The sequence below is a fragment of the Streptomyces sp. NPDC005266 genome, assembly GCF_040607655.1.
Classification (GTDB): domain Bacteria; phylum Actinomycetota; class Actinomycetes; order Streptomycetales; family Streptomycetaceae; genus Streptomyces.
This window is the reverse complement of sequence record NZ_JBEXHC010000019.1, coordinates 15830-40924: the sequence shown is the minus strand read 5'-3', so window position 1 is coordinate 40924 and position 25095 is coordinate 15830. Positions and strand designations below refer to the sequence as shown.

General features: G+C 73.2%; 15 protein-coding genes. 11 read left to right on the top strand and 4 right to left on the bottom strand.

Annotated elements, in window-relative coordinates; translation table 11 throughout:
* Positions 1-18: 18 nt before the first annotated feature.
* Entirely contained in the window at positions 19-1461 is a 1443-nt protein-coding gene (locus ABZU99_RS26855; RefSeq protein ID WP_356047141.1) for an FAD-dependent oxidoreductase, read from the top strand.
* 21 nt (positions 1462-1482) lie between these two features.
* Here the strand turns inward: ABZU99_RS26855 and ABZU99_RS26850 are convergent, their stop codons facing one another.
* Both ABZU99_RS26850 and gabT read right to left on the bottom strand, forming a co-directional pair.
* Positions 1483-2091 carry a phosphatase PAP2 family protein gene (locus ABZU99_RS26850; RefSeq protein ID WP_356047113.1) on the bottom strand — a complete coding sequence of 203 codons (609 nt, stop codon included), beginning with the start codon at positions 2089-2091 and terminating at the stop codon, positions 1483-1485.
* A gap of 333 nt (positions 2092-2424) precedes the next feature.
* Positions 2425-3774, bottom strand: a complete 1350-nt coding sequence (gene gabT, locus ABZU99_RS26845; RefSeq protein ID WP_355948197.1) for a 4-aminobutyrate--2-oxoglutarate transaminase — start codon at positions 3772-3774, stop codon at positions 2425-2427.
* Between the two features lie 307 nt (positions 3775-4081).
* Between gabT and ABZU99_RS26840 the strand changes: the two genes are divergently transcribed.
* The 3 genes from ABZU99_RS26840 (at position 4082) to ABZU99_RS26830 (ending at position 9787) form a co-directional block, all read left to right on the top strand.
* A complete protein-coding gene (locus tag ABZU99_RS26840; RefSeq protein ID WP_356047115.1) occupies positions 4082-6307 on the top strand; it encodes an ATP-binding protein in 2226 nt (741 codons plus the stop codon).
* Between the two features lie 134 nt (positions 6308-6441).
* Positions 6442-8166, top strand: coding sequence for a PucR family transcriptional regulator (locus tag ABZU99_RS26835; RefSeq protein WP_356047117.1), 1725 nt, complete (start codon positions 6442-6444; stop codon positions 8164-8166).
* A gap of 160 nt (positions 8167-8326) precedes the next feature.
* Positions 8327-9787 carry an aldehyde dehydrogenase family protein gene (locus tag ABZU99_RS26830; protein ID WP_355948202.1) on the top strand — a complete coding sequence of 487 codons (1461 nt, stop codon included), beginning with the start codon at positions 8327-8329 and terminating at the stop codon, positions 9785-9787.
* 10 nt (positions 9788-9797) lie between these two features.
* On the opposite strand, the gene ABZU99_RS26825 is transcribed toward ABZU99_RS26830, so the two are convergent.
* On the bottom strand, positions 9798-13616 hold the full coding sequence (locus ABZU99_RS26825; RefSeq protein ID WP_356047119.1) for a CHAT domain-containing protein: 3819 nt from the start codon (positions 13614-13616) through the stop codon (positions 9798-9800).
* Positions 13617-13840: 224 nt separating this feature from the next.
* On the opposite strand from ABZU99_RS26825, the gene ABZU99_RS26820 reads away from it, so the two are divergent.
* The 7 genes from ABZU99_RS26820 to ABZU99_RS26790 all read left to right on the top strand — a co-directional run bounded on the left by ABZU99_RS26820 (position 13841) and on the right by ABZU99_RS26790 (position 23076).
* Positions 13841-15775, top strand: coding sequence for an acyl-CoA dehydrogenase family protein (locus ABZU99_RS26820; RefSeq protein ID WP_355948206.1), 1935 nt, complete (start codon positions 13841-13843; stop codon positions 15773-15775).
* 64 nt (positions 15776-15839) lie between these two features.
* The gene (gene dxr, locus ABZU99_RS26815) at positions 15840-17105 is read left to right on the top strand and encodes a 1-deoxy-D-xylulose-5-phosphate reductoisomerase (protein ID WP_355948209.1); all 1266 of its coding nucleotides are present in this window, start codon (positions 15840-15842) and stop codon (positions 17103-17105) included.
* Entirely contained in the window at positions 17102-18403 is a 1302-nt protein-coding gene (locus tag ABZU99_RS26810) for a site-2 protease family protein (RefSeq protein ID WP_356047122.1), read from the top strand. The genes dxr and ABZU99_RS26810 overlap by 4 nt, the downstream gene beginning before the upstream one ends.
* A gap of 141 nt (positions 18404-18544) precedes the next feature.
* Positions 18545-19702 carry a flavodoxin-dependent (E)-4-hydroxy-3-methylbut-2-enyl-diphosphate synthase gene (gene ispG / locus ABZU99_RS26805; RefSeq protein WP_355948214.1) on the top strand — a complete coding sequence of 386 codons (1158 nt, stop codon included), beginning with the start codon at positions 18545-18547 and terminating at the stop codon, positions 19700-19702.
* Positions 19703-19809: 107 nt separating this feature from the next.
* Positions 19810-20655, top strand: a complete 846-nt coding sequence (locus ABZU99_RS26800; RefSeq protein ID WP_355948216.1) for a GNAT family N-acetyltransferase — start codon at positions 19810-19812, stop codon at positions 20653-20655.
* A gap of 30 nt (positions 20656-20685) precedes the next feature.
* Positions 20686-21258 carry a GNAT family N-acetyltransferase gene (locus tag ABZU99_RS26795; protein WP_355948218.1) on the top strand — a complete coding sequence of 191 codons (573 nt, stop codon included), beginning with the start codon at positions 20686-20688 and terminating at the stop codon, positions 21256-21258.
* Positions 21259-21366: 108 nt separating this feature from the next.
* Positions 21367-23076 (top strand): proline--tRNA ligase, encoded by a 1710-nt coding sequence (locus ABZU99_RS26790; RefSeq protein WP_356047125.1) that lies wholly within the window; start codon positions 21367-21369, stop codon positions 23074-23076.
* Between the two features lie 1016 nt (positions 23077-24092).
* Here ABZU99_RS26790 and ABZU99_RS26785 read toward each other — a convergent pair.
* Positions 24093-25037 (bottom strand): aminoglycoside phosphotransferase family protein, encoded by a 945-nt coding sequence (locus ABZU99_RS26785; protein WP_355954962.1) that lies wholly within the window; start codon positions 25035-25037, stop codon positions 24093-24095.
* Positions 25038-25095 lie beyond the last annotated feature (58 nt).

Here is a 25095-nt window from a genome sequence, read left to right as displayed (position 1 = left end):
ACCATGGCCGCAGACGCCATGACGCGCTCTCCCGGGGGCGGCAACGCCCCTCGACCGTCCGTACTGGAATCCCTGGCCGATGCCGCGTACACGCCGTACTGGCTGGACGACCCCGGCAGGCCCCGCCCCCGCCCCGCCCTCGTCGGCGACGAACACTGCGATCTGCTCGTCGTCGGCGGCGGCTACAGCGGACTGTGGACCGCCCTCATCGCCAAGGAGCGCGACCCCGCCCGCGATGTGGTCCTGATCGAGGGCCAGGAGGTCGGCTGGGCCGCCTCCGGGCGCAACGGCGGCTTCTGCGCCGCCTCCCTCACCCACGGCCTCGGCAACGGCGCGGCCCGCTGGCCCGGCGAGCTGGCCGCACTGGAGCGGCTCGGCCACCACAACCTCGACGAGATCGAGGCCGCCGTCGCCCGCTACGCCATCGACTGCGACTTCGAGCGCACCGGCGAGATCGACGTGGCGACCGCGCCGCACCAGGTCCAGGAGCTGCGCGAGACCGCGGAACTGGCCGCCGCGCTCGGCGTCGCGGAGCCGGAGTTCCTCGACCGCGACGCGGTGCGCGGCGAGGTCGACTCGCCCACCTTCCTCGCCGGGCTGTGGGACCGCGAGGGCGTGGCGATGCTGCACCCCGCCAAGCTCGCCTGGGGCCTCAAGCGAGCCTGCGCCGAGCTGGGCGTACGGATCTACGAGCACACCCCGGCCGAACGGCTGACGAACGCCGGGTCCGGGTCCGCCGGGATGGCGGTCCGTACCCCCTACGGCCGGGTGCGGGCCCGGCAGGTGGCGCTGGCCACCAACGCCTTCCCCGCCCTGGTGCGGCGGGTACGCCCGTTCATCGCGCCCGTCTACGACCATGCGCTGATGACCGAGCCGCTGACGGACGAACAACTCGACGCGATCGGCTGGAAGCGGCGGCAGGGGCTGAGCGACATCGCCAACCACTTCCACTACTTCCGCATCACCGCCGACCGGCGCATCCTGTGGGGCGGCTACGACATCGTCTACCGCTACGGCGGCCGGGTGCGCGCCGAGTACGACCACCACCCGGCCACCTACCGCAACCTCGCCCAGCACTTCTTCCGCTGCTTCCCGCAGCTGGAGGGCGTGCGCTTCAGCCACGCCTGGGGCGGCGCGATCGACACCTGCTCGCGCTTCTCCGCCTTCTTCGGCAGCGCGCACGGCGGACGGGTGGCCTACGCCCTTGGCTACACGGGCCTCGGCGTCGGCGCCACCCGCTTCGGCGCCGAGGTCATGCTCGATCTGCTCGCCGGTGAGCCGACCGAGCGGACGCGCCTGGAGATGGTGCGCAGCAAGCCGCTGCCGTTCCCGCCGGAGCCGGTGCGGTGGGCGGGCATCGGCATCACCCAGTGGTCGATGACACGCGCCGACGAGAACGAGGGCCGCCGCAATCTGTGGCTGAAGGCCATGGACAGGGTGGGGCTGGGCTTCGACAGCTGAGGCCGGGCCCCTGGCCCGGAGTCAATCGCCGAGTGACCTCAACCGGCTCACACGCCCCACCGTCCACAGGAGACAGCCGGACAGACACCAGCTGGCGATGACGTCCAGCGGCCAGTGGTACCCGCGCCGCACCAGCCCGGCGCCCACGCACAGGTTCAGCAGGACGACGGCCACGAGCAGCGGCCGCCGGAGGCGCTGCCACCGTTGCCCCAGCACGGGGGCCAGGAGAAGGACGGCCGCGCCATAGGCGACGGCGGCGGTCGCGGCGTGGCCGGAGGGGAAGAATCCGCTCTGGTCCGCCAGCGGGCCGGGCGGGCCCGGGCGGTCGATCAAGTCCTTGAGCGGGACGATCAGCGCCGGGACCGCCGCCATCGCCACCGCGGCCGCCAGTGGCGCCGGCCACCAGCGCGCCGTCCCCGCGCGCCGGGCGCGCCAGACGCCGCATGCCAGGGCCGCGACGAGGACGGGCAGTGCCACCGCCGTATTGCCCAGATCCGCGAAGGACTCGGCGACGGGGGAGGGAAGGGCCGATCCGGCGAGCGCGCGGTCGAGCCGTACGTCGAGCGCGCGCAGGGGGCCGCTGACGGCGATCTGCCAGGCGCACAGCGCGAACAGGGCCAGCAGCGCCACCGGCAGGAAGACGGTCGGCGGCCCCGGAACAGGGGGGGTGGTTCCGGGGCCGCCGTGGTGACCGGTGTGCCGCGCGCCCCGGGGGGTTTGGGGCGGGCGGCCATCCGATCGGTGAGGAGATCCGGAGCCAGAGGCTCCGGTGGTGTGCGCGAGGGCACAGCCGGGTCGGGGCTGGGGAAGCACCGGCTCGGCATCGCCCGCAGTCCCCTGCGAGCGGGGTGTTTCTCTCATCTGCAATGACCGTACGGCAGCGAAGCCGTGGCCGACAGACCGATCACCCACCTGTCATCGGCCCCGCACATCTTCTTCACGCCACCCATCGATCACTCACAGTCACAGCTCGCCGAAGGCGCTCTCGAGGATGTCCAGACCCTCGTTCAGCAGGTCCTCGCCGATCACCAGCGGCGGCAGGAAACGCAGCACGTTGCCGTAGGTACCGCAGCTTAGAACGATCAGCCCGGCGGCGTGGCAGGCCTTGGTCACGGCGGCCGTCGCCTCGGGGTTGGGGTCCTTGCTGCCGGACTTCACCAGTTCGACCGCGACCATCGCGCCACGGCCGCGGACGTCGCCGATGACGTCGTACTTCTCCTGCATCGCGGACAGGCGGCCCTTCATGACCCCCTCGATGCGCCGGGCCTTGGCGTTGAGGTCCAGCTCGCGCATCGTCTCGATCGCGCCCAGCGCCGCCGCGCAGGCGACCGGGTTGCCGCCGTAGGTGCCGCCGAGGCCGCCGGCGTGCGCCGCGTCCATGATCTCGGCGCGGCCGGTGACGGCGGCGAGCGGCAGACCGCCCGCGATGCCCTTGGCGGTGGTGATCAGGTCCGGGACGATGCCCTCGTCCTCGCACGCGAACCACTGGCCGGTGCGGCAGAAGCCGGACTGGATCTCGTCCGCGACGAAGACGATGCCGTTGTCCTTGGCGAACTCGACGATCTTCGGCAGGAAACCCTTGGCGGGCTCGATGAAGCCGCCCTCGCCCAGGATCGGCTCAATCACGATCGCGGCCACGTTCTCCGCGCCGATCTGCTTGTTGATCGTGTCGATGACCTGGGCCGAGGCCTCCTCGGCGCAGTTCTCCGGGCCGGTCAGCCAGCGGTAGGGGTAGGCGAGCGGAACCCGGTAGACCTCGGGCGCGAACGGGCCGAAGCCCTGCTTGTACGGCATGTTCTTGGCCGTGAGCGCCATGGTGAGGTTGGTCCGGCCGTGGTAACCGTGGTCGAAGACGACGACCGCCTTGCGCTTGGTGTAGGCGCGGGCGATCTTCACCGCGTTCTCCACCGCCTCGGCGCCCGAGTTGAACAGCGCCGACTTCTTGGCGTGGTCGCCCGGCGTGAGGCGCGCCAGCTCCTCGCAGACCTCCACATAGCCCTCGTACGGCGTGACCATGAAACAGGTGTGCGTGAAGTCCGCCAGCTGCGCCGACGCCCGGCGCACCACGGCCTCCGCGGAGGAGCCGACCGAGGTCACGGCGATTCCGGAGCCGAAATCGATGAGCGAGTTGCCGTCCACGTCCTCGATCACACCGCCGCCCGCACGCACGGTGAACACCGGCAGCACACTCCCGACCCCACCGGCAACCGTCGCGTTCTTACGGGCGAGCAGCTCCTGCGACTTCGGGCCGGGAATCGCGGTGACGACGCGGCGCTCCTGGGGGAGGGACGGGCCTCCGGACAGTTCGGTCATGAGGTGCTCCAGGGTGAGAACGGGGGGCGACGGGGGATGTGGTCACTCAGTCATGTGGCCGCCATGTGGCCGCTTAATCGCAGGCTAGGGGCGGTGTGGCGGATCAGGCATGTTCCGTTCGGTAGCAGTGCGCGTGTTGCGTTGTCCGCGACGGCCATAGCGACACGGATCCGGCCGGAGCCGCGCCGCCACGCCCACCGGGGGAGCCCACCCTCGCCGGGGTCGCTGAACTCCCCGAGCGGGAACACTAGATTGAGCGGTGGCGCGACAGCACAGGCACAGCCGGTCAGGGGGCAAGGGGCAGCACATGGACACCGAGGGCACGTTCGACTCAGGCGGCACACGACACGACTCGCTGCCACCCCCACCGCCACAGGCCCCGCCGAGCTTCCCCACCACCCAGGCACCCGTGCCCGCGCCGTACGTGGGGCGGCCGCCCGGCTCGCCGCCGATGCCGCCTGCCGCGCCCCCGGCCATTCCCGGGCCTGCTCCCGGCACGGCGGCGGACGCGCTTGCCGCGCGCCCGTCCCTCGTCGCCTGGCTGCGCGCCCCGCGGGCCGCCGAGGCGGCGCCGGGGGTGTGGACGTACGGGCACAAGCCCAAGCCGCCGGAGGAGCCGGACCGGATCCCTGGGCGTGGGCTGCTCAGCGGCGCGCTGATCGCGCTGCTGTGCGCATGGCTGTTGTGGTCGCTGATCACGGAGGGCTATCTCGGCCCCTACTGGTTGTGGCCGCTCAAGCTGGTCAACTCGGAAGACTGGTTCAACCCGAGTGGCGACAAGGACACACTCGCCTTGATCGCGAACGGTTACGAAATCCTGTGGTTCCTGGCCATCGCTGCCGTCTTCAGCCGCGTCGGCCACTGGTCCGAAGTCTGGCGGCGCTACGTCGTGCCCCTCTTCCGGCGGGCCTGGGATGAGCCGGACGCGGAGGCCGCGCCTGTCGCGGGGCCCGCTGGTGATCCCGTCGAGTGGCCGCAGTTGCGGGACGCGGGGGCGCACAGTGCGGCGGATCGGCTGGCGGCGGAGGCGCGGGCCGGGGTGATGAACGATGTTGACCATGCCCGGATCGACCGCGCCTGGCAGTCCGTACGGGCCGGGCGCGGCTCGCTCGCCGCCTTCACCGACACCGTGCTGCGCCACGGTGCCGCCTCGTACGGCCACCCCTCCGGGGCCCGTGATCTGCCCGTCCGGACGTCGCAGCACGACCTCCTCGCGCATCAGGTCCGCATCGGCACCGCGGCCGACGATCTCCGCAACCCCTACCAGCACCGCGGCGTCGGCCTGGCCCTCGATCCGGATGTGCTCGGCACCTCGCTGCTCGCCGTCGGGCCGCCCGGTTCGGGGAAGACGGGGCGGCTGGTGCGGCCGGTCGTGGAGTCGCTGTGCCTGCAGGCGCTGGCGGGGCAGGTCGCCGTCGTGGCTGTGGGGGCGGCGGGGGCGGGGCTCGGGGCGGATGAGGCGTTCGACGTCGTGGTGAAGATCGGCCGCCCCGACTCCGCCTATGACTTCGATCTGTACGGCGGCACCACCGACCCCGATGAGGCCGCCGGTATCCTCGCCGAGGCCCTGATCGGCGATATGGCCGCCTCGCTCCCCGGCGGGGACAGCCGCCGGGCGGCGACCGCGCTCGCCCAGTTGCTCGGGCCCTACCGCGCCGCCCATGGGCGTTTTCCGTCCGTGCCGGAGCTGCGTGAGCTGCTCGACGGTTCGAAGACGGCCATCGGCGCGCTGCGCGAGGCGCTGGAGGCGGCCGGGGAGCGGGCGCAGGCGCGCGAGCTGGATGCGCGTGTACGGCAGTCCGGCTCGCCCGGGGACGCGGGGGCGCTGCTCGCGGACCGGATCGCGCTGCTCGACCGGCCCGCGTTCGCCGATTTCTTCGACACGACGGGCGACCGCCGCCCGTTCTCCCTCCGCGCACTCGAACACCCGCTGCGGGTCCGTATCGATCTGCCCGAGCGCGGTCATGCCGAGGCGTCGCGGATGCTCGCGCGGCTCGTGCTCGCGCAGTTCACCGAGTGTGCCGTGGGCCGCGCGGACCGTTCGCTCTTCGCCTGTCTGGTCCTCGACGACGCCTCGCACACCGTCACCCCCGAGGCGCTGCGCGGCATCCAGCGGCTGCGCTCCGCGCACGCGGGCGCCGTGCTCACCCTCCGCACCCTGGACGATGTCCCCGAGGCGCTGCGCAGCGCGCTGCTCGGCGCGGTGGGCTGCCGCATGGCCTGCGCCGGGGTGACGACGTGGGACGGGGCCCGGTTCGCCGAGGTGTGGGGTACGGAGTGGGTCGAGACGCGGGATGTCACCGACCGGCAGATCATCTCGGACGAGCCGTTCACCAAGGTGCTGCACTTCATCCGCAAGGTGGTGACCGGTAAGGCGGTGACGACCCAGTCCGTGACCGTGCGGAAGGTGGAGCGGGAGCGCTGGTCGGCGTCGGAGCTGGCGCATGCGGTGCCGGCCGGACATGCGGTGCTGTCGGTGACCTCTGTCCGGGGTGAGGGCGGGCCGCCGGTGCTGGTGGATCTGCGCGGCTGAGCCGCGGCGACGGGGGCCCGGGCACGGCCCGGGCCCCGTCGCCGATTCCCCGCGGATTCGTCCATTGAGGCAGACTCGGCAGTAGCCGTTCATACGGGGCGGTGAAGTTTTCTCGCATTCGCATCGAAGGTGCCATGCCTCCCACGCTCGCCTCACTCGTCCACCACACCGCGCTCAAGCTGTCCGTTCTCGCCGGGGAGGACCGGCTGGAGACACCCGTGCGCTGGGCCCATGTCAGCGAGCTCGCCGACCCCGTGCCCTATATGGAGGGCGGCGAACTGCTCCTCATCACGGCGATGCAGCTCGATGCCGAGGATCCGGAGGAGATGGGTCGCTATGTGCGGCGGCTGGTCGGTGCGGGCGTCGTCGGGCTCGGCTTCGCGATCGGCGTCAAGTACGACGAGGTGCCGGCCGCGCTCGCCGCGGCGGCCAAGGAGGAGGGGCTGCCGCTGCTCGGGGTGCCGCGCCGCACGCCCTTCATCGCGATCAGCAAGGCCGTCTCCGCGGCGATGGCCGCCGAGCAGTACCGGGCCGTGACCGCCGGTTTCGAGGCGCAGCGGGAGCTGACCCGCGCCGCCATCGGCGCCGAGGGGCCCGCCGCGCTGCTCGCCCGGCTGGCCGCCCACCTCGACGGCTGGGCCGCGCTGTACGACGCGTCCGGTTCCGTGGTGGCCGCCGCCCCCGACTGGGCGGCCCGCCGCGCCGCCCGGCTCACCGCCGAGGTGGAACGGCTGCGCGCGCGGCCCGCCCCCGCGAGCATCGTGGTCGGCGGAAGCGGCGGGGAGGCGGGCGAGGAGACGGCCGCCACGGACCGGGTCGAGCTGCAGTCCCTGGGTACCGGGCGCCGTACGCGCGGCGTCCTCGCGGTCGGTACGGGCGCGCGGCTGGGCACCGCCGAGCGCTATGCCGTGCATTCGGCGGTGGCGCTGCTGACCCTGACCACCGAGCGATCCCGGTCTCTTCAGGAGGCCGAGCAGCGGCTCGGCGCGGCCGTCCTGCGGATGTTGCTCGCGGGCGAGCCGGATCACGCGCGGGCGGTTGCCGGGCGGCTGTACGGCGGGCTGCTGGACGCCCCGTTCCGGATGCTGGTTGCCGAGGCGGCGCCCGGCAGCGCGGCCCCACAGCAGCACCCGGCGCCCACCGCCGCGGACGAGACCCCGGCCGGGTATCCCGCGGACGGCGGTACGGGGACGGGCGAGCCGGACGCCACCGATCCCCTCGCCGCTCTCGCCGACGCGATGGAGGCGGCCGCGGCCCGCACCGGTGAGTCGGTGCTCGTCGTCCCGGACGGCGGGCGGCTCATCGTGCTGGCCCCGGACGGCGGGGCGGCGGTCTCGGCGTGCGCGGAGCACGCCGAGGGGGTCGAGAGCCGCCGCGGTACGGCGGCCCGCCCCCGCGACCGCGCCGCCGCCTCGCATCAGGGCGACGACCTCGTCATCGGACTGTCCGCCCCGGCGGGCCCCATCGCCGCCGCGGGCGCGTACCGCCAAGCGGAGCAGGCGCTGTCGGTGGCGCGGCGCCGCGGCCGGGTGCTCGTCGAGCACGAGCAGGTGGCGGCGGGTTCGGTTCTCCCGCTCCTCGCCGACGACGCCGTACGGGCCTTCGCCGACGGCATGCTGCGCGCTCTGCGCGAGCACGACGCCACGGGCCGCGGCGACCTGGTCGCCTCCCTGCGCGCCTGGCTCTCCCGCCATGGCCAGTGGGACGCGGCCGCCGCCGACCTCGGTGTCCACCGCCACACCCTCCGTTACCGGATGCGCCGCGTCGAGGAGATCCTGGGCCGCTCCCTGGACGACCCGGACGTCCGCATGGAGCTGTGGCTGGCCCTGAAGGCCACGGCACCGGGCCCCTCCGCCTGAGCGACCGGCACCCACGGGAGAGCCGGACTCCCACAACTCGCCCCCACGCCATAGCGGAGCGCGTCTGCCGTCGACTGCTACGCCTCGGACAAACGCCGAGCGGTCCGTACGCGCCTACGGTGGGGGGAGAGACACCATTTCAGAAGGGTCGGGATCCGCTGTGCCAGACACAAACGAAGCTGTCACCCACGCGTTCTGGCTCGCCGGCCGCGAGGCGACGGGCGAGAGCACGCTTGAGGTCACGTCCCCCTGGGACGGCCGTCGCGTCGGCGTGGTGAGCGTTCCCACCGACGCGCAGATCGAGGAGGCCGTGGCCGCGGCCGAGGCCGTGCGCGAGGAGCTCGCCGCGACCCCCGCGTATGTGCGGGCCGCCGCCCTCGACCATGTGTCGCGCCGGCTCGCCGAGCGCACCGAGGAGATCGCCCGGCTGATCTCCGCCGAGAACGGCAAGCCCATGAAGTGGGCGCGCGGCGAGGTGGGCCGGGCCGTGTCCGTGTTCCGGTTCGCGGCCGAGGAGGCCCGCCGGTTCAACGGCGGGGAGGCCCAGCGGCTGGACACCGACGCCGGTGGCAAGGGGCGGCTCGCGCTGACCCGTCGCTTCCCGCGCGGCACCGTCCTCGGCATCGCGCCGTTCAACTTCCCGCTGAACCTGAGCGCCCACAAGGTCGCCCCGGCCCTCGCGGTCGGCACCCCGATCATCCTCAAGCCGGCGCCGGCGACCCCGATCTCCTCGCTGATCCTCGGCGAGCTGCTGGCCGAGACGGACCTCCCGGCGGGCTCGTGGAGCGTGCTGACGGTGCCGAACGACCGGATGCCCGCGCTGGTCCAGGACGAGCGGCTGCCGGTCATCTCCTTCACCGGCTCCGAGAAGGTCGGCTACGCGATCAAGCAGTCGGTGCCGCTCAAGCACTGCACGCTGGAGCTGGGCGGCAACGGTGCGGCGGTCGTCCTGCCGGACTACTCCTCCGACGCCGACCTCGACTGGGCGGCCACCCGCATCGGCACCTTCTCCAACTACCAGGGCGGCCAGTCCTGCATCTCCGTGCAGCGGGTGATCGCGGACGCGTCCGTCTACGAGGAGCTCGTGCCGAAGATCGTCGCGGCCGTCGAGGCGCAGGTCACCGGCGATCCGACCGATGACACGACCGATGTCGGCCCGCTGATCACCGAGGACGCGGCCAAGCGTGTCGAGGCATGGGTGGACGAGGCCGTCCAGGCCGGTGCGAAGCTGCTGACTGGTGGCAAGCGCGAGGGCGCCGGCTACGCCCCGACGGTGCTCGCGGACGTACCGGCGGATGTCACCCTCGCCTGCGAGGAGGTCTTCGGCCCGGTGCTCACCCTCCACAAGGTGACGGGCGAGGACGAGGCCTTCGCGGCGGTCAACGACTCCAAATACGGCCTCCAGGCGGGCGTCTTCACCCACGATGTGCAGACCGCCTTCCGCGCCCACCGCGCCCTTGAGGTCGGCGGCGTGATCGTCGGCGATGTGCCCTCCTACCGCGCGGACCAGATGCCGTACGGCGGTGCCAAGCAGTCCGGCGTCGGCCGCGAGGGCGTGCGCTACGCGATGGAGGACTACACCTACGAGCGGGTCATGGTCCTCACCGGGCTGGAGCTCTAAGACCCCCCGCTCAGGCGCCCACGTGGATATGGCCGGCCCATAGCGTGGGCGCCGCCGGGTACATGTCGCGCAGCCCGCGCACCGCTTCGTGCAGTGCGCGGGCCGCGTCCTGTGCGCAGGCCGCCCCCGAGGCGGTGAGTGCCGCGTAGAAGTCCTCCGCGATCCGTGCCGCCGCCTCGTCGTCGGCGGTCCACAGCGCGCCGATGACATGGGCGTATCCGGCGAGATGAAACGCCCCGCTCAGATGCACCGCCTCGGCGGCCGGTTCCTGGCGCCCGGGCATCGTCTCGCACGCCGACAGATACGCGAGCTCCGCGGCGCCGAGGTCGATACGGGCGATGTCCGCGACGGTCAGCGGCCGTGTCCGGTGGTCGTACAGCAGCACATGGCCGGCCGACGGATCGCCGGCCGCGCTGACCGCGTGGCAGGCGAAGTGCGCCCAGCGGCGGCGGGGCAGCGTGTCCAGGACGACGTCCCGGCGGGCGCGCTCGCCGGTCAGCACCCAGGTGCCGGGCAGCCGGCCGGTCACCGCGGCGGTCTCCCGCCGGGCCCCTGACAGGTCGGGGGCGCCGGGCGTCACCGGGAGGGCCACCACCAGCGGTTCGACGGGCCCGGGGGCCCGGTTCCCGGCGCCGCGCGCCAGACCGCGCACGGTGGGCGCGTACGAGGAGACCACCCGGTCGAGTACGGAATCGGCGAGGCGGCCCGCGGCGTCATGACGTCCGGCCGCGTGCAGCGGCAGCGCGGTCAGCGGGCCGGTCGGGATCCACCACAGCCGTGGCAGGGCGGAGTCCTTCGCGCCTCTGGGGCCCTTCCTGGGGCCCGCCTTGGGACCACCCTTGGCCCGTCTGCCGGTGAGGCCGAGCGCGCCCAGGACCGGGTCCGCCAGCGCCGTCCACAGCCACTCCAGCGTCTCGCGGACCTGTTCCTGCGCGGTGGAACGATCCGCCACCGCCGCCTTGCCGTCCCTGGCCCTCCGCACCGCCGCGTGGAAGGCGTCGGCGCGCCGCGCCACCTCTTCGTGGCGCAGCGCGGGCAGCGCAACGGCCCGCACCTCGCGGCCGGTGAGGACGAGCGCGTCGCAGCGCAGCCGGCTCACGTTCACGATCACCACGGGGCCGGCTCCGCCGGTGGCCGCAAGCAGCTCCGCGACCTCGGGCGGCTGGAGGAACCGCTCGAAGCCGGGCCGTTGCCGGATCCGCAGCGTCAGCCGCTCCCACTCCTCCGCGAGCGCGTGCCGGTCCTCGCCCCGCAGGCCGCCCGCCGTCGCGTCCGGGCGGCCCGCGACGGTCCCAAAGGAGCCGAAGAGCGACTCCTCGGGGCGGTCGAGGGCCGCGCGCAGCTCCTCGAAGCGGTGCGCGAGGCCGGGGTGGTGCTCCCGCAGCCCGGCCAGTTCCGTACGGGTGTCAAGCGCCTGGGCGAGCAGCACCCCGCGGCCCTGCTCCAGCAGCCGCAGCGCGCCCTCCGGGTCGCCGAGCCCGATCGCGCAGGCCGCGGCGTCCGAGGCGAGTCCGGCGAAGCCGGCGGGCCGGCGCTCACGGTCCGCCCGGCCGGTACGGCGTGGCGCGGTGCGTGGCAGCAACTCCACGGCGAGCGCGAACGGCTCCAGCGCGCGCGACCAGTCGCCCGCCGCGAGTGCCATGAACGCCCAGCGCTGGGCGGCCCGGACCCGCGCGCTCACGGCGGCCGTCGGATCGTGCGCCAGTCGGCGGTGGACGGACCGGGCCGCCTCCTGTGCCGCCGGGTCGTGTTCGACCACGGCCCGTACGCCCAGCGCATGTGCGTGCAGCGTCAGCGCCTGGGCGCGCAGCCGGTGGCCGGGCGGCGCCGCGTCGGCCGCCGCCTCGGCGGCGGCGATCAGGGCGTCCAGCGCGGACGCGTCGCGGCTCCGCTCGAAGGCCGGCCGCAGCACCTGCGCCAGAAGGCACAGCCGCTCCGCCCTGTGGGGATGGCCGATGGGGGTGGCGGCGACCGCGCGGCGGGCGGCGGCGGCTGCCTCCCGCAGATCGTCGGGGTCGGCGCGGGCCGCGAACCGCTGGTGCAGGGCGATGCTCAGCTGCGACTGGAGGCGGGGATGCGGCGGCCGGTCGGCGGGCATGGTGGCGAGCGCCGCGCGCGCCAGCTCGACCGCCTCGTCCAGGGCCGCGTCCGCCCCCGCGCCCCGGAGCCCGGCCTGCTGCCGCAGCGCCTCACTCAGCTGGGAACGCGCCGTGGCCTGGGCCTCGGCGTCCCCGGGCGCCACTGCGGCCAGCGCCTGACGGTAGATCTGGACCGCCTCGGCGAGCGCCGAGGCGTCCCGGTGGTGCAGAAACAACCCCAGCAGCCCGCCGCCCAGCCCGGACAGCCGCCACGACCGGCGCGGATCGTCCGGCGGGGTCGCCGCCAGCACGGCGCGCGAGAGCTCGACGGCGGCCATGAGGTCCTCACCGTCGCCGGTGAGCAGCCAGCGCAGCCGCAGGACGCCGGAGAGATTGGCCCGCACCGCGGGAGCCTCCGCGTCCTCCGGCGGCCCCATCGCCAGCGCATTGGCGAACAGATCGATCGCCCGGTCCAGATCGCGCCGGTCGCTCCCGCGCTCATAGCGCGACCACATGGACATGCCGAGCCCGTTCGCGGCGGCGCTGCGCGGCCCGGCATCGGTGGCGGACCGCATCACGGACTCGAAGCCGGCGACGGCCCGTTCCAGATCGGGCAGGCTTCCGGTGCGCTCGTACGCGGCGTGGCGGGCCGCCGCCTCCCGCAGCTTGGCCGTCGCCCCGGCAGGCGCCCCGCGCCGCGCGCCCGGTGGGCGCAGGGTGGTGCCGCGGCCCCGGTGCACGGCCTGGCGGGCCCGTAGGCACGTGTCCAGCGCCTGCCGGACCTGCGCGCGTGCCGGATGTCCGGACGGGAACGCCTCCAGCGCCCGCTCATACGTCTCCACGGCCTCGTCCAGCGCGGCCGGATCGACGGTCGCGATCGCGTACTGCGACAGCGCGGCGCCGAGGTGGGTGAGCACGGTGGGGTGACGGGGGTGGCCGGGCGGGGTGCCGCGCACCGCCGCCCGCCCGGCCAGCACCGCCTCGTCGAGAACCGCGGCGTCCGGCTCGTGCAGGGCCCGGCGCAGCAGGCAGCTGCCGAGGTCGGTCTGCGTCGCGGCGTGTTCGGGGTGGGCGGCCGGGACGACGGACAGGCACGTGCGGTACAGCGCGATGGCCTCGTCGATCACGGCGAGATCGCCCGTCTGCTCGAACAGCTCCCGGAGGGAGCCCGCGAGCCTCGACAGATGACGGGCATACTCCGGATTCTCCCGCGAGGAGACCGCGACCGCCGCCCGCCCCACCTTCACCGCCTCGGCCAGCGGCTCGGGCGAGCGGTCACGCTCATGGCGCATCCGCAGCAGGACGCCGAGGGTGGAGAGAGCGAGAGCATGACGGGCGGGGCCGGCCTGCGCGCGGTACGTCTGGACCGCGAGCCGGCCCATGTCCAGCGCCAGATCCAGCAGTTGGGGGTCGCGGGAGCGGGCGTAGGCCAGGCGCAGTCCGTCGGCGGAGGCGAGCGGGTCGGTGGGGTCGATGGTGACGGCGGGCCGGGGGTCCGAGGTCTGCGCGGCGGAAGCGTTGTCCACGTGGGGCCCGGGGGCTGCGGGCGGGCGGGCGCGCGGCTCGTCGGCCCCCGGCTCGGCGAGGTTGTTCGCCGCGTCGGGATCACTGGTCGCCGCCGCCGACGCCGATCGGAGCCCGATGGCGGCGAGGGTCCGCGGGTCGTCCGGCTCCGCCGCCTCGTTGCGGGCGTCGTCCGGGGGGCCGTCCCGATGGCGGCGAGAAGGTTCCGAAGGCCAACGTCTCGCCATACCCGGCACCCCCAGAGCGTGGTTCTCCCCAGATGAAGTCTGGCAGGCACATCGCTCCGGGGGTACGAATCGAGCCCATGTCCCCCTCGTCGCCGGGCGGAGTCCGGTCGGGCGGCGGCGCGGATCGCGGTCTTTCCCTTTGCTGTCGCACCCAACCGGGGGCACACTGGCACTGTACGTGCCGGTAACGTCACGAGATCGTCATTTGGGGCAAGGGAGCACCGATGACCGCATCATCCGTCAGGCCGGTGTCCGAGCGTGAAGCGCGCCAGGTCGCCGAGGCCGCCCGGGAACAGGTATGGCACAAGCCGAGCTTCGCCAAGGAGCTTTTCCTGGGCCGTTTCCGACTCGATCTGATCCATCCGCACCCCGCCCCCGCGCCGGACGATGTTCGCCGCGGCGAGGCGTTCCTCGCCAAGCTCCGTGAGTTCTGCGAGACGCGGGTGGACGCGGCCCGCATCGAGCGCGAGGCGCGGATACCCGACGAGACCATCAACGGCCTCAAGCAGCTCGGCGCGCTCGGCATGAAGATCGACACCAAGTACGGGGGCCTGGGCCTGACCCAGGTCTACTACAACAAGGCCCTCGCCCTGGCGGGTTCCGTCAGCCCGGCCATCGGCGCGCTCCTCTCCGCGCACCAGTCCATCGGCGTACCGCAGCCGCTCAAGCTCTTCGGCACCCAGGAGCAGAGGGACCTCTTCCTGCCGCGCTGCGCCCGCACCGACATCTCGGCCTTCCTGCTCACCGAGCCGGACGTGGGCTCCGACCCGGCCCGCCTGGCCACCACCGCGGTCCCCGACGGCGACGACTACATCCTCGATGGCGTCAAGCTGTGGACGACCAACGGCGTGGTCGCCGACCTCCTGGTCGTCATGGCCCGGGTGCCGAGGTCGGAGGGGCACAAGGGCGGGATCACCGCCTTCGTGGTCGAGACGGCCTCCGAAGGCGTCACCGTCGAGCACCGGAACGCCTTCATGGGGCTGCGCGGTCTGGAGAACGGGGTGACCCGCTTCCACCGGGTCCGGGTCCCGGCCGTCAACCGGATCGGCCCCGAGGGCGCCGGGCTCAAGATCGCGCTGACCACGCTCAACACGGGCCGGCTCTCGCTGCCCGCGATGTGCGCGGGCGCCGGCAAGTGGTCTTTGAAGATCGCCCGCGAATGGTCCGCCCACCGTGAGCAGTGGGGCAAGCCGATCGCCCGCCACGAGGCCGTCGGCGCCAAGATCTCCTTCATCGCGGCGACCACCTTCGCGCTGGAGGCGGTCATCGACCTCGCCTCCCAGATGGCGGACGAGGCCCGCAACGACATCCGGATCGAGGCGGCGCTCGCCAAGCTCTACGGCAGCGAGATGGCCTGGCTGATGGCGGACGAACTGGTCCAGATCCGCGGCGGTCGCGGCTATGAGACCGCCGCCTCGCTCGCGGCCCGCGGGGAGCGGGCCGTCCCCGCCGAGCAGATGCTGCGCGACATGCGCATCAACCGGATCTTCGAGGGCTCGACCGAGATCATGCATCTGCTGATCGCCCGCGAGGCCGTCGACGCCCATCTGTCGGTGGCCGGCGATCTGATCGACCCCGACAAGTCCCTGGCGGACAAGGGCAAGGCGGCCGCCAAGGCCGGTGGCTTCTACGCCCGCTGGCTGCCGGGGCTGGTCACCGGGCCCGGGCAACTGCCCCGCTCCTACGCCGAGTTCCATCCGGAGGGCCACCGCGACCTGTCGCCCCATCTGCGCTATGTGGAGCGCTCGGCGCGCAAGCTCGCCCGCTCCACGTTCTACGCGATGTCCCGCTGGCAGGGCCGGATGGAGACCAAGCAGGGCTTCCTCAGCCGGATCGTCGACATCGGCGCGGAGCTGTTCGCGATGAGCGCCGCCTGCGTACGGGCCGAGATGCTGCGCGCTCGCGGGGACCACGGCGTCGAGGCGTACCAGCTGGCCGACGCCTTCTGCCGGCAGGCCCGGATCCGCGCCGATGAACTCTTCGGACGGCTGTGGACCAACACCGACGAGATCGACCGCAAGGTCGTCTCCGGGGTGCTCTCCGGCTCGTACGAGTGGCTGGAGCAGGGCATTATCGACCCCAGCGGCGACGGCCCCTGGATCGCCGACGGCACCCCCGGCCCGTCCACCAAGGACAACGTCCACCGCCCGATCCACTGAGCCCCGCTCGCCCGATCCCAGGGCTCGTCCCCGAGCCGCCACCCCCACCGGCCACAATGGGGGGATGACGGAATCCCTGGCTGACCCGCATCTGCGCTTTCCGGCGGCGACCTCCGCCTCGGCGAGCGTGCGCGACATCGTGATCCTGGGCTCCACCGGATCGATCGGCACCCAGGCCATCGACGTGGTGCTGCGCAACCCCGACCGCTTCCGGGTGACCGGCCTGTCCGCCGCCGGCGGGCGGGCCGGTCTGCTGGCCGAGCAGGCCCACCGGCTGCGGGTGCCCAGGGTCGCGGTCGCCCGGCCGGAGGCGGTGCCCGAGGTCCGCGAGGCGCTGGCCGCGCACTACGGCGCCGGTGAGCCGCTGCCAGCGATCCTGGCGGGGCCCGACGCGGCCACCGAGCTCGCCCGCTCCCAGTGCCACACCGTGCTCAACGGCATCACCGGCTCCATCGGCCTCGCCCCGACCCTGGCCGCCCTGGAGGCGGGCCGGGTGCTGGCGCTGGCCAACAAGGAATCGCTGATCGTCGGCGGCCCGCTGGTGAAGGCCCTCGCCAAGCCCGGGCAGATCGTGCCCGTCGACTCCGAGCACTCGGCCCTCTTCCAGGCGCTTCTCGGTGGCTCACGGGAGGAGGTGCGCCGGCTGGTGGTCACCGCATCCGGCGGCCCGTTCCGCGGGCGTACGAAGCGGGAGCTGGCCACGGTCACCCCCGAGCAGGCGCTGGCCCACCCCACCTGGGCCATGGGACCGGTGATCACGATCAACTCCGCGACCCTCGTCAACAAGGGCCTGGAGGTCATCGAGGCCCATCTGCTCTACGACATTCCCTTCGAGCGGATTGAGGTCGTCGTCCACCCTCAGTCGTATATCCACTCGATGGTTGAATTCACCGATGGCTCGACGCTCGCCCAGGCGAGCCCCCCCGATATGCGGATGGCCATTGCGCTCGGGATCGGCTGGCCCGAGCGAGTGCCGGACGCCGCACCCGGCTGCGACTGGACCAAGGCCCACACCTGGGAGTTCTTCCCGCTCGACCATGAGGCGTTCCCCTCGATCGGCCTGGCCCGTCAGGTCGGGGAGCTGGGCGGCACCGCACCGGCCGTCTTCAACGCGGCGAACGAGGAGTGCGTGGACGCCTTCCTTGACCGGAAGCTGCCTTTCAACGGAATCGTCGATACGGTCGCGGAGGTGGTGGCCGAGCACGGCACCCCCACGGCGGGAACCCGGCTCACCGTCGAGGACGTCCTCGAAGCCGAGACGTGGGCCCGCGCCCGTGCACGTGAACTGGCCGCCCGAGCGGCAGAGGCGACCCCGGAGGCTCGCGCATGACGACACTGATGACGGTCCTCGGCATAGTCGTATTCGCCGTCGGCCTGCTCTTCTCGATCGCCTGGCACGAGCTCGGCCATCTCTCCACGGCCAAGCTCTTCGGCATCCGGGTGCCGCAGTACATGGTCGGCTTCGGCCCGACGATCTTCTCGCGCAGGACAGGCGAGACCGAGTACGGCATCAAGGCGGTGCCGCTCGGCGGCTACATCCGCATGATCGGGATGTTCCCGCCCGGCGACGACGGCAAGATCACCGCGCGCTCCACCTCACCCTGGCGCGGCATGATCGAGGACGCCCGGTCGGCCGCCTTCGAGGAGCTCAAGCCCGGCGACGAGAGCCGTCTCTTCTACACGCGCAAGCCGTGGAAGCGCGTGATCGTGATGTTCGCGGGACCGTTCATGAACCTGGTCCTCGCCGTGGTCATCTTCGTCGGGGTCATGATGAGCTTCGGCGTCAACACCCAGACCACCAGCGTCGGCACCGTCTCCAAGTGCGTGGTCGCGGCCTCCGCCTCCACCGACAAGTGCCCCAAGGACGCCAAGGACTCCCCGGCCAAGGCGGCCGGTCTCCAGCCCCGCGACAAGATCGTCGCCTTCAATGGCCACCCCACCCCCGACTGGGGCACCCTCCAGCAGGACATCCGCAAGACCACCGGCCCCGCCACGATCACCATCGAGCGGCACGGCGAGCGCAAGAACCTGCACGCCAACCTCATAGAGAACCAGGTCGCCAAGTCCGACGGGAACGGCGGCTATGTCGAGGGCCAGTACGTGAGCGCCGGCTTCCTCGGTTTCACCCCGGCCAACGGCGTGGTCCAGCAGTCCTTCGGCCAGTCCGTGGACCGCATGGGCAACATGGTCGAGGACGGCATCGACTCCCTGGTCGCCCTGCCCTCCAAGGTCCCCGACCTGTGGAACGCGGCCTTCGGCGACGCCCCGCGCAAGGCGGACTCCCCGATGGGCGTCGTCGGCGCGGCGCGGGTCGGCGGCGAGGTCGCCAACCTCGACATTCCGCCCTCGCAGCGGATCGCGACGATGCTCTTCCTCGTCGCCGGATTCAACCTCTCGCTGTTCCTGTTCAACATGCTGCCGCTGCTGCCGCTGGACGGCGGACACATCGCGGGCGCGCTGTGGGAGTCCGTGCGGCGGCAGGCGGCACGGCTGGTCCGGCGGCCCGACCCCGGGCCGTTCGACGTGGCCAAGATGATGCCGGTCGCCTATGTGATCGCCGGAATCTTCATCTGCTTCACGCTGCTCGTGCTGGTGGCCGACGTCGTGAACCCCGTGAGAATCTCCTGATGACACGAGATGTCCCGAAGTTCATCGTTGGGATGGACTTCGGGGCTGGGTGTGCTGGGCCCTGGGCCGGTGCCGTAATCTCGGAGGCCGGAGCCCGCTGCTCTCCGGCCACTCATACACCTTCTTGGGGTTACGAACCAGATGACTGCGATTTCGCTAGGAATGCCGTCCGTCCCGACCAAACTCGCCGAGCGCAGGGTCAGCCGGAAGATCCAGGTCGGCTCGGTGGCCGTCGGCGGCGACGCTCCGATCTCCGTGCAGTCGATGACCACGACGGTGACGGCGGACATCGGCGCGACGCTGCAGCAGATCGCGGAGCTGACGGCATCCGGCTGCCAGATCGTCCGGGTGGCGTGCCCCTCCCAGGACGACGCCGACGCCCTGCCGGTGATCGCGAGGAAGTCGCAGATCCCGGTGATCGCGGACATTCACTTCCAGCCGAAGTACGTCTTCGCGGCGATCGACGCCGGGTGCGCCGCGGTGCGGGTGAACCCCGGGAACATCCGCCAGTTCGACGACAAGGTCAAGGAGATCGCCAAGGCGGCCTCGGACGCGGGTGTGCCGATCCGCATCGGAGTGAACGCGGGGTCCCTGGACAAGCGGCTGCTGGAGAAGTACGGCAAGGCCACCCCCGAGGCGCTGGTGGAGTCGGCCCTGTGGGAGTGCTCGCTGTTCGAGGAGCACGGCTTCAGGGACATCAAGATCTCGGTCAAGCACAACGACCCGGTCGTCATGGTCAACGCCTACCGCCAGCTGGCCGCCCAATGCGACTATCCGCTCCACCTCGGCGTCACCGAGGCCGGCCCCGCCTTCCAGGGCACCATCAAGTCGGCGGTGGCGTTCGGGGCGCTGCTGAGTGAGGGCATCGGCGACACGATCCGCGTCTCGCTCTCGGCCCCTCCGGCGGAGGAGGTCAAGGTCGGCATCCAGATCCTGGAGTCGCTGAACCTGCGCCAGCGCCGGCTGGAGATCGTCTCCTGCCCCTCCTGCGGCCGTGCCCAGGTGGACGTCTACAAGCTGGCCGACGAGGTCACCGCCGGTCTGGAGGGCATGGAGGTCCCGCTCCGGGTCGCCGTCATGGGCTGCGTCGTCAACGGCCCCGGTGAGGCCCGCGAGGCCGACCTGGGGGTCGCCTCCGGCAACGGCAAGGGCCAGATCTTCGTCAAGGGTGAGGTCATCAAGACCGTGCCCGAGTCCAAGATCGTGGAGACCCTCATCGACGAGGCCATGAAGATCGCCGAGCAGATGGAGAAGGACGGCATCGCCTCCGGCGAGCCCCAGGTCTCAGTAAGCGGCTGAGTACCGCGGGCCGTATACGCGGTAGGTGGCTCGGGCGGGCCTGCGGGGTAAAGTGCGGAGAATCCACTCCAGGCCCCAGGCCGGCAACCGGTGAGGCAAACCGACACGTGCTGACGACGTCCACCACCAGGGTCCTCGAGCCCGACGAGCTCGACTCGGCCCTCGCGGTCCTCAACCGCGACCCCGTGTCCAACGCCTTCGTCACCGCGCGCGTCCAGGTCGCCGGCCTGGACCCGTGGCGGCTCGGCGGCGAGATGTGGGGCTGGTACGCCGGCGGACGGCTTGAGTCGCTCTGCTACGCCGGAGCCAATCTGGTCCCCATCTGCGCCACACCCGAGGCCGTCCGCGGCTTCGCCGAGCGCGCCCGCCGCGGCGGCCGCCGCTGCTCCTCGATCGTCGGCCCCGCCGAGACCACCGCCGAGCTGTGGTCGCTGCTGGAGCCGAGCTGGGGCCCGGCCCGTGAGGTCAGGGCCCATCAGCCGCTGATGGTGACCACCACGATGCCCACCGACGTCCCGCCCGACCCGCTGGTGCGCCGCGTCCGCAAGGAAGAGCTGGACGTGATCATGCCGGCCTGTGTGGCGATGTTCACCGAGGAGGTCGGCGTCTCCCCGCTCGCCGGCGACGGCGGACTGCTCTACCAGGCGCGCGTCGCGGAGCTCGTCGCCGCCGGGCGCTCCTTCGCCCGCGTCGAGAACGGCCGCGTGGTCTTCAAGGCCGAGATCGGCGCGGCCACCCCGCGCGCCTGCCAGATCCAGGGTGTCTGGGTCGCCCCCGAATACCGTGGCCGGGGCCTGTCCGAGACCGGCATGGCGGCCGTCCTGAACTACGCCCTGCACGAGGTCGCCCCCGTGGTCAGCCTCTACGTCAACGACTTCAACACCGCCGCCCGCGCCTCCTACCGCCGCGTCGGCTTCCAGGAGGTCGGCGCCTTCATGAGCGTGCTGTTCTGATCGCGAGAGGGTGCCAGTAGGGTGCCGCCCATGCCGCATCTCCCTGGGGGGACGCCCCCGGAACCCGAACCCGAAGGCGTCGTCGTCGGACCGCTCGACCTCGCCGCGCGCGTGGACGACGCCCTCGCCGTCCAAGCCGTCGCCTTCGGGCTGACGGACGAGGAGATCGGCGTACGGCGCCATATCGTGCTGCGCCATCTCACCAGCCCCGGCGCCCGCGCACTCGGCGCGACCACCCCGTCCGGGCGGCTGGTCGGCTTCGTCTACGGCATGCCCAACGACCGTACGCACTGGTGGTCCACCGTCGTCCAGCCGTATCTGCGCGCGGCCGGGTGCGAGGACTGGCTGGACGACTCCTTCGTCATCACCGAGCTGCACGTCCACCCCGGGTACCAGAACCGAGGCATCGGCCGACGCCTGATCACCGCCATCACCGACGGCGCCGACGAGCCGCGCTCGATCCTCTCCGCCATCGACACCGACAGCCCGGCGCGCTGTCTCTACCGGTCGCTGGGCTATCGCGACCTCGCCCGCCCGGTGCTCTTCCCGAGCGCCCCGAGCCCGTACGCCGTCATGGGCGCCCCGCTGCCGCTGCACCGCTGAGGCCCATGGCGGGCGGGGTGCGGACGGATGCGCGGGGTAACGCATTTCCGGGTTACCGGCCCTGGCGGCTAACCTCCTGAGCATCCCATCGCACGCAGGAGAGACCCCATGGCCCACGCCGTCAACGTCCAGCGCATGTCCACGATGATGCTGAAGACGCTGCGCGAAGACCCGGCGGACGCCGAGACCGCCAGCCACAAGCTGCTCGTCCGGGCCGGCTACGTCCGCCGCGCCGCCGCGGGCATCTGGGCCTGGCTGCCGGTCGGCAAGAAGGTCCTGGAGAACGTCTCGCGGATCGTCCGCGAGGAGATGGACGCCATCGGCGCCCAGGAGGTCCTGCTCCCCGCGCTGCTGCCCCGCGAGCCCTACGAGGTGTCCGGCCGCTGGGACGAGTACGGCGACCTGCTCTTCCGGATCAAGGACCGCAAGGGCGCCGACTACCTCCTCGGCCCGACCCACGAGGAGATCTTCACCCAGACGGTCAAGGACCAGTGCACGTCCTACAAGGACCTGCCGGTCATGCTCTACCAGATCCAGACCAAGTACCGGGACGAGGCCCGTCCGCGCTCGGGCGTGCTGCGCGGCCGTGAGTTCCAGATGAAGGACTCGTACTCCTTCGACACCACAGACGAGGGCCTGGCCGAGTCCTACCGGCTGCACCGGGAGGCGTACCAGCGGATCTTCGAGCGCCTCGGCCTCGACTACCGCATCGTCTCCGCGGTCTCCGGCGCGATGGGCGGCTCGGCCTCCGAGGAGTTCCTGGCCCCCGCGGCGGCCGGCGAGGACACCTTCGTCTCCTGCCCGAGCTGCGCCTACGCCGCGAACACCGAAGCGGTCACGGTCACCGTCCCGCCCGTCGAGGGCGCCGACCACGGCACCCTCGAAGAGCTGGACACCCCCGACACCCCCACCATCGAGACCCTCGCCGAGCACCTGGGCGTCCCGGCCTCGGCCACCCTGAAGAACCTCCTGGTCAAGGTCGACGGCGAGATCACCGCGGTGGGCGTCCCCGGCGACCGCGAGGTCGACCTCGGCAAGCTCGGTGAGCACCTTTCCCCCGCCGTCGTCGAGCTCGTCACCGCCGAGGACTTCGAGGGCCGCCCCGATCTGGTGCGCGGCTACGTCGGCCCGCAGGGCCTGGCGGGCAAGTCCTTCCGCTACATCGCCGACCCGCGCGTCGCCCCCGGCACCGCCTGGGTGACCGGCGCCAACAAGCCCGACACCCACGCCCGCAACGTCGTCTGCGGCCGTGACTTCGAGGTCGACGAGTACCTGGACGTCGTGGTGGTCCAGCCGGGCGACCCCTGCCCCCGCTGCGGCGCCGGCATCGAGCTCGACCGGGCCATCGAGATCGGCCACATCTTCCAGCTCGGCCGCAAGTACGCCGACGCCTTCCAGCTCGACGTCCTCGGCCAGAACGGCAAGCCGGTGCGGGTGACCATGGGCTCCTACGGCATCGGCGTCTCCCGCGCCGTCGCCGCCCTCGCCGAGCAGACCCACGACGAGTCCGGCCTCTGCTGGCCCCGCGAGGTCGCCCCGGCCGACGTCCACATCGTCGCGGCCGGCAAGGCCCTCCAGACCGAGCTGGCTCTCGACATCGCCGAGAAGCTGGGCTCGGCGGGCGTCCGCGTCATGGTCGACGACCGCACCAGCGTCTCCCCGGGCGTGAAGTTCACCGACGCCGAGCTCATCGGCGTCCCGACCATCCTGGTCGCCGGCCGCGGCGCCAAGGACGGCCTCGTGGAACTGAAGGACCGCCGCACGGGCGCCCGCGAGGACCTCACCATCGACGAGGCGATCTCCCGCCTCACCGCCTGACGGCGGGGTTCACCGGAGGCGCCGCCATCAGGCGGCGCCTGCCCGGCCCCGCGCCTGCCCGGCCCCGCGCCTGCCCGGCCCCGCGCCTGCCCGGCCCCGCGCCTGCCCGGCCCCCCGCCTGCCTCGCGCTGCCCGCGCTGCCCCGTGCCCGCGCTGCCCCGTGCCCGCGCTGCGCGCTGGCAGGCAGGGGCCGTGGCTGAGAGAGCGGGCCGCCCCCGTCCGCCACTGCGGACGGGGGCGTGCTGTGCCGTGCTCCGACGGGCCCCGCCCGGCGAGCCCCGCGTCGCGCGAGGTCAGGCGAGCGACGACGCGCGGCCCGGCAGCCGAGTCGGCGAGGCCACCCGGGCCGGCGCGTTGCTTCGGCGCCGCGCTGGGGCCCGGGGCCCGAGAGACAGGCTCGTTGACCGGCACTACCGTCCCGAAGGCGCCGCGCGACCGTGTTGGGCCGTGCCGCACGGCCCTCTCCCGGGCGTGGCGCGCCTGCCTCGAGGCCTCGTAGTGGGGCGGGCCCCGCGGCCGGTGGTGGTCGCGCGCCCGAGCGGTACCAGGGCCCTGCCCCGCCACGGGGTCGGGGGGTCGGGTCCCGAAGGGTCCCGCGCCGTGTCCGGGGCTCCGGGCGGAGTGTCCGAAGCGGGAACTGCCCCCGGGTCCCGAAGGCGCTGCGCGACCGTGTTGGGCCGTGCCGCACGGCCCTCTCCCGGGCGTGGCGCGCCGCCTCGAGGCCTCGTAGTGGGGCGGGCCTCGCAGCCGGTGGTGGTCGCGCGCCCAAGCGGTACCAGGGCCCTGCCCCGCCACGGGGTCGGGGGGTCGGGTCCCGAACGGTCCCGCGCCGCGTCCGGGGCTCCCGGCGGAGTATCCGAAGCGGGAACCGCCCCCGGGTCCAGAAGTGAGGCCGAGGGGCGTGTGGGGCTCCGGGGCAGAGCCGGCGGCGGGGCAACGGGCGCTCCCCTGGCGGACCCCGACGGGCGTCCGGGCCGGGCCGGAGCCCCGGACGGGGTGGCCCGCAGGCGCCCCGGCTACAGCCAGCCCGCGAATTCCAGGAGCAGCTCGGCCCGGCGCCGGTCCGCGGCGGCCGCGCGGCGCAGGCCCGCCTCGACCGCGCGACACAGCGCCCAGCCCCGTAGCCGGTCGCGGTCGACCTCGAGGGAGTCGGCCAGCTTGGTGATCCGGCGCCGGGTGGCCGCGGCCGGGCCGGAGCCGGCGGCCAGGTCCTCGAAGCGGTCGAGCACCAGCCGCGCCAAGTCGTAGGCGCGCTCACCCACCACCGGGTCGGGGCCCACCGCGAGCCACGGCGCGCGCTCGCCCGCGAGCACCTTGCCCTGCCGGAAGTCGCCGTGCAGCAGCACCTGTTCGGGCGCGTCGGCGGGCAGGGCCTCCCGCAGCTCCAGTGCCTCGTCCACCAGCGGGCGCGCGAGGGCGGCCCATGCCCCGGTGGCGAGCATCCGCAGGACCTCGCGCTCCTCCTCCGTACGCTCCGCGACCGTGGGGAAGGGGTGCCCCTCGGGCGGTGGCACCCAGAGCCGCCGTACCGTGCCCGCGGCCTCCAGCAGCGCCTTGGCCTCGGGCAGGGAGCGCAGCGACACCGCGCTCTGGAGCCGTTCGAGCAGCAGCGCACCGGTGTGCGGGTCGGCGCGCAGCAGGCGGGCCGCGCCCCAGCCGTGCCAGTGCTCGAGGGCCGCACGCTCATGCTCCGCGCCGGGCCCCGGGACGGGGAACTTCAGTGCGGCCGGGGTGCCGTCCGCCTGCCGTACGAGGACGACGAGGCTGCTCAGACCGCCCGGGGTCGGCACCCGCTCCAGGGTGAGTTCCCAGTCGTCCAGCTGCCGCGCGACCGCCTCGGGGAGGGCGTCCAGCCAGTCGCGGACGGGGCCGGCCGGGTCGTCGCTCAGCGCGTCCAGCAGCCGCTTCGGCGGTTGGACGGGGGCCGTGCCCCCGGCGCCTGACCGCGGTGCCGATGCCATTCCCGAGCCGCCCCCTTCATCAAGATCATCAGCTGTGTCGACGTCATCTCTCAAGCGC

What these genes read in the sequence shown, in the direction of transcription:
- gabT (WP_355948197.1), bottom strand. Translation starts at nt 3,774, where the DNA reads ATGACCGAACTGTCCGGAGGCCCGTCCCTCCCCCAGGAGCGCCGCGTC.
- ABZU99_RS26795 (WP_355948218.1), top strand. Translation starts at nt 20,686, where the DNA reads ATGCCGCATCTCCCTGGGGGGACGCCCCCGGAACCCGAACCCGAAGGC.
- dxr (WP_355948209.1), top strand. Translation starts at nt 15,840, where the DNA reads ATGACGGAATCCCTGGCTGACCCGCATCTGCGCTTTCCGGCGGCGACC.
- ABZU99_RS26835 (WP_356047117.1), top strand. Translation starts at nt 6,442, where the DNA reads ATGCCTCCCACGCTCGCCTCACTCGTCCACCACACCGCGCTCAAGCTG.
- ABZU99_RS26820 (WP_355948206.1), top strand. Translation starts at nt 13,841, where the DNA reads ATGACCGCATCATCCGTCAGGCCGGTGTCCGAGCGTGAAGCGCGCCAG.
- ABZU99_RS26785 (WP_355954962.1), bottom strand. Translation starts at nt 25,037, where the DNA reads ATGGCATCGGCACCGCGGTCAGGCGCCGGGGGCACGGCCCCCGTCCAA.
- ABZU99_RS26855 (WP_356047141.1), top strand. Translation starts at nt 19, where the DNA reads ATGACGCGCTCTCCCGGGGGCGGCAACGCCCCTCGACCGTCCGTACTG.
- ABZU99_RS26810 (WP_356047122.1), top strand. Translation starts at nt 17,102, where the DNA reads ATGACGACACTGATGACGGTCCTCGGCATAGTCGTATTCGCCGTCGGC.
- ABZU99_RS26825 (WP_356047119.1), bottom strand. Translation starts at nt 13,616, where the DNA reads ATGGCGAGACGTTGGCCTTCGGAACCTTCTCGCCGCCATCGGGACGGC.
- ABZU99_RS26790 (WP_356047125.1), top strand. Translation starts at nt 21,367, where the DNA reads ATGGCCCACGCCGTCAACGTCCAGCGCATGTCCACGATGATGCTGAAG.
- ABZU99_RS26840 (WP_356047115.1), top strand. Translation starts at nt 4,082, where the DNA reads ATGGACACCGAGGGCACGTTCGACTCAGGCGGCACACGACACGACTCG.
- ispG (WP_355948214.1), top strand. Translation starts at nt 18,545, where the DNA reads ATGACTGCGATTTCGCTAGGAATGCCGTCCGTCCCGACCAAACTCGCC.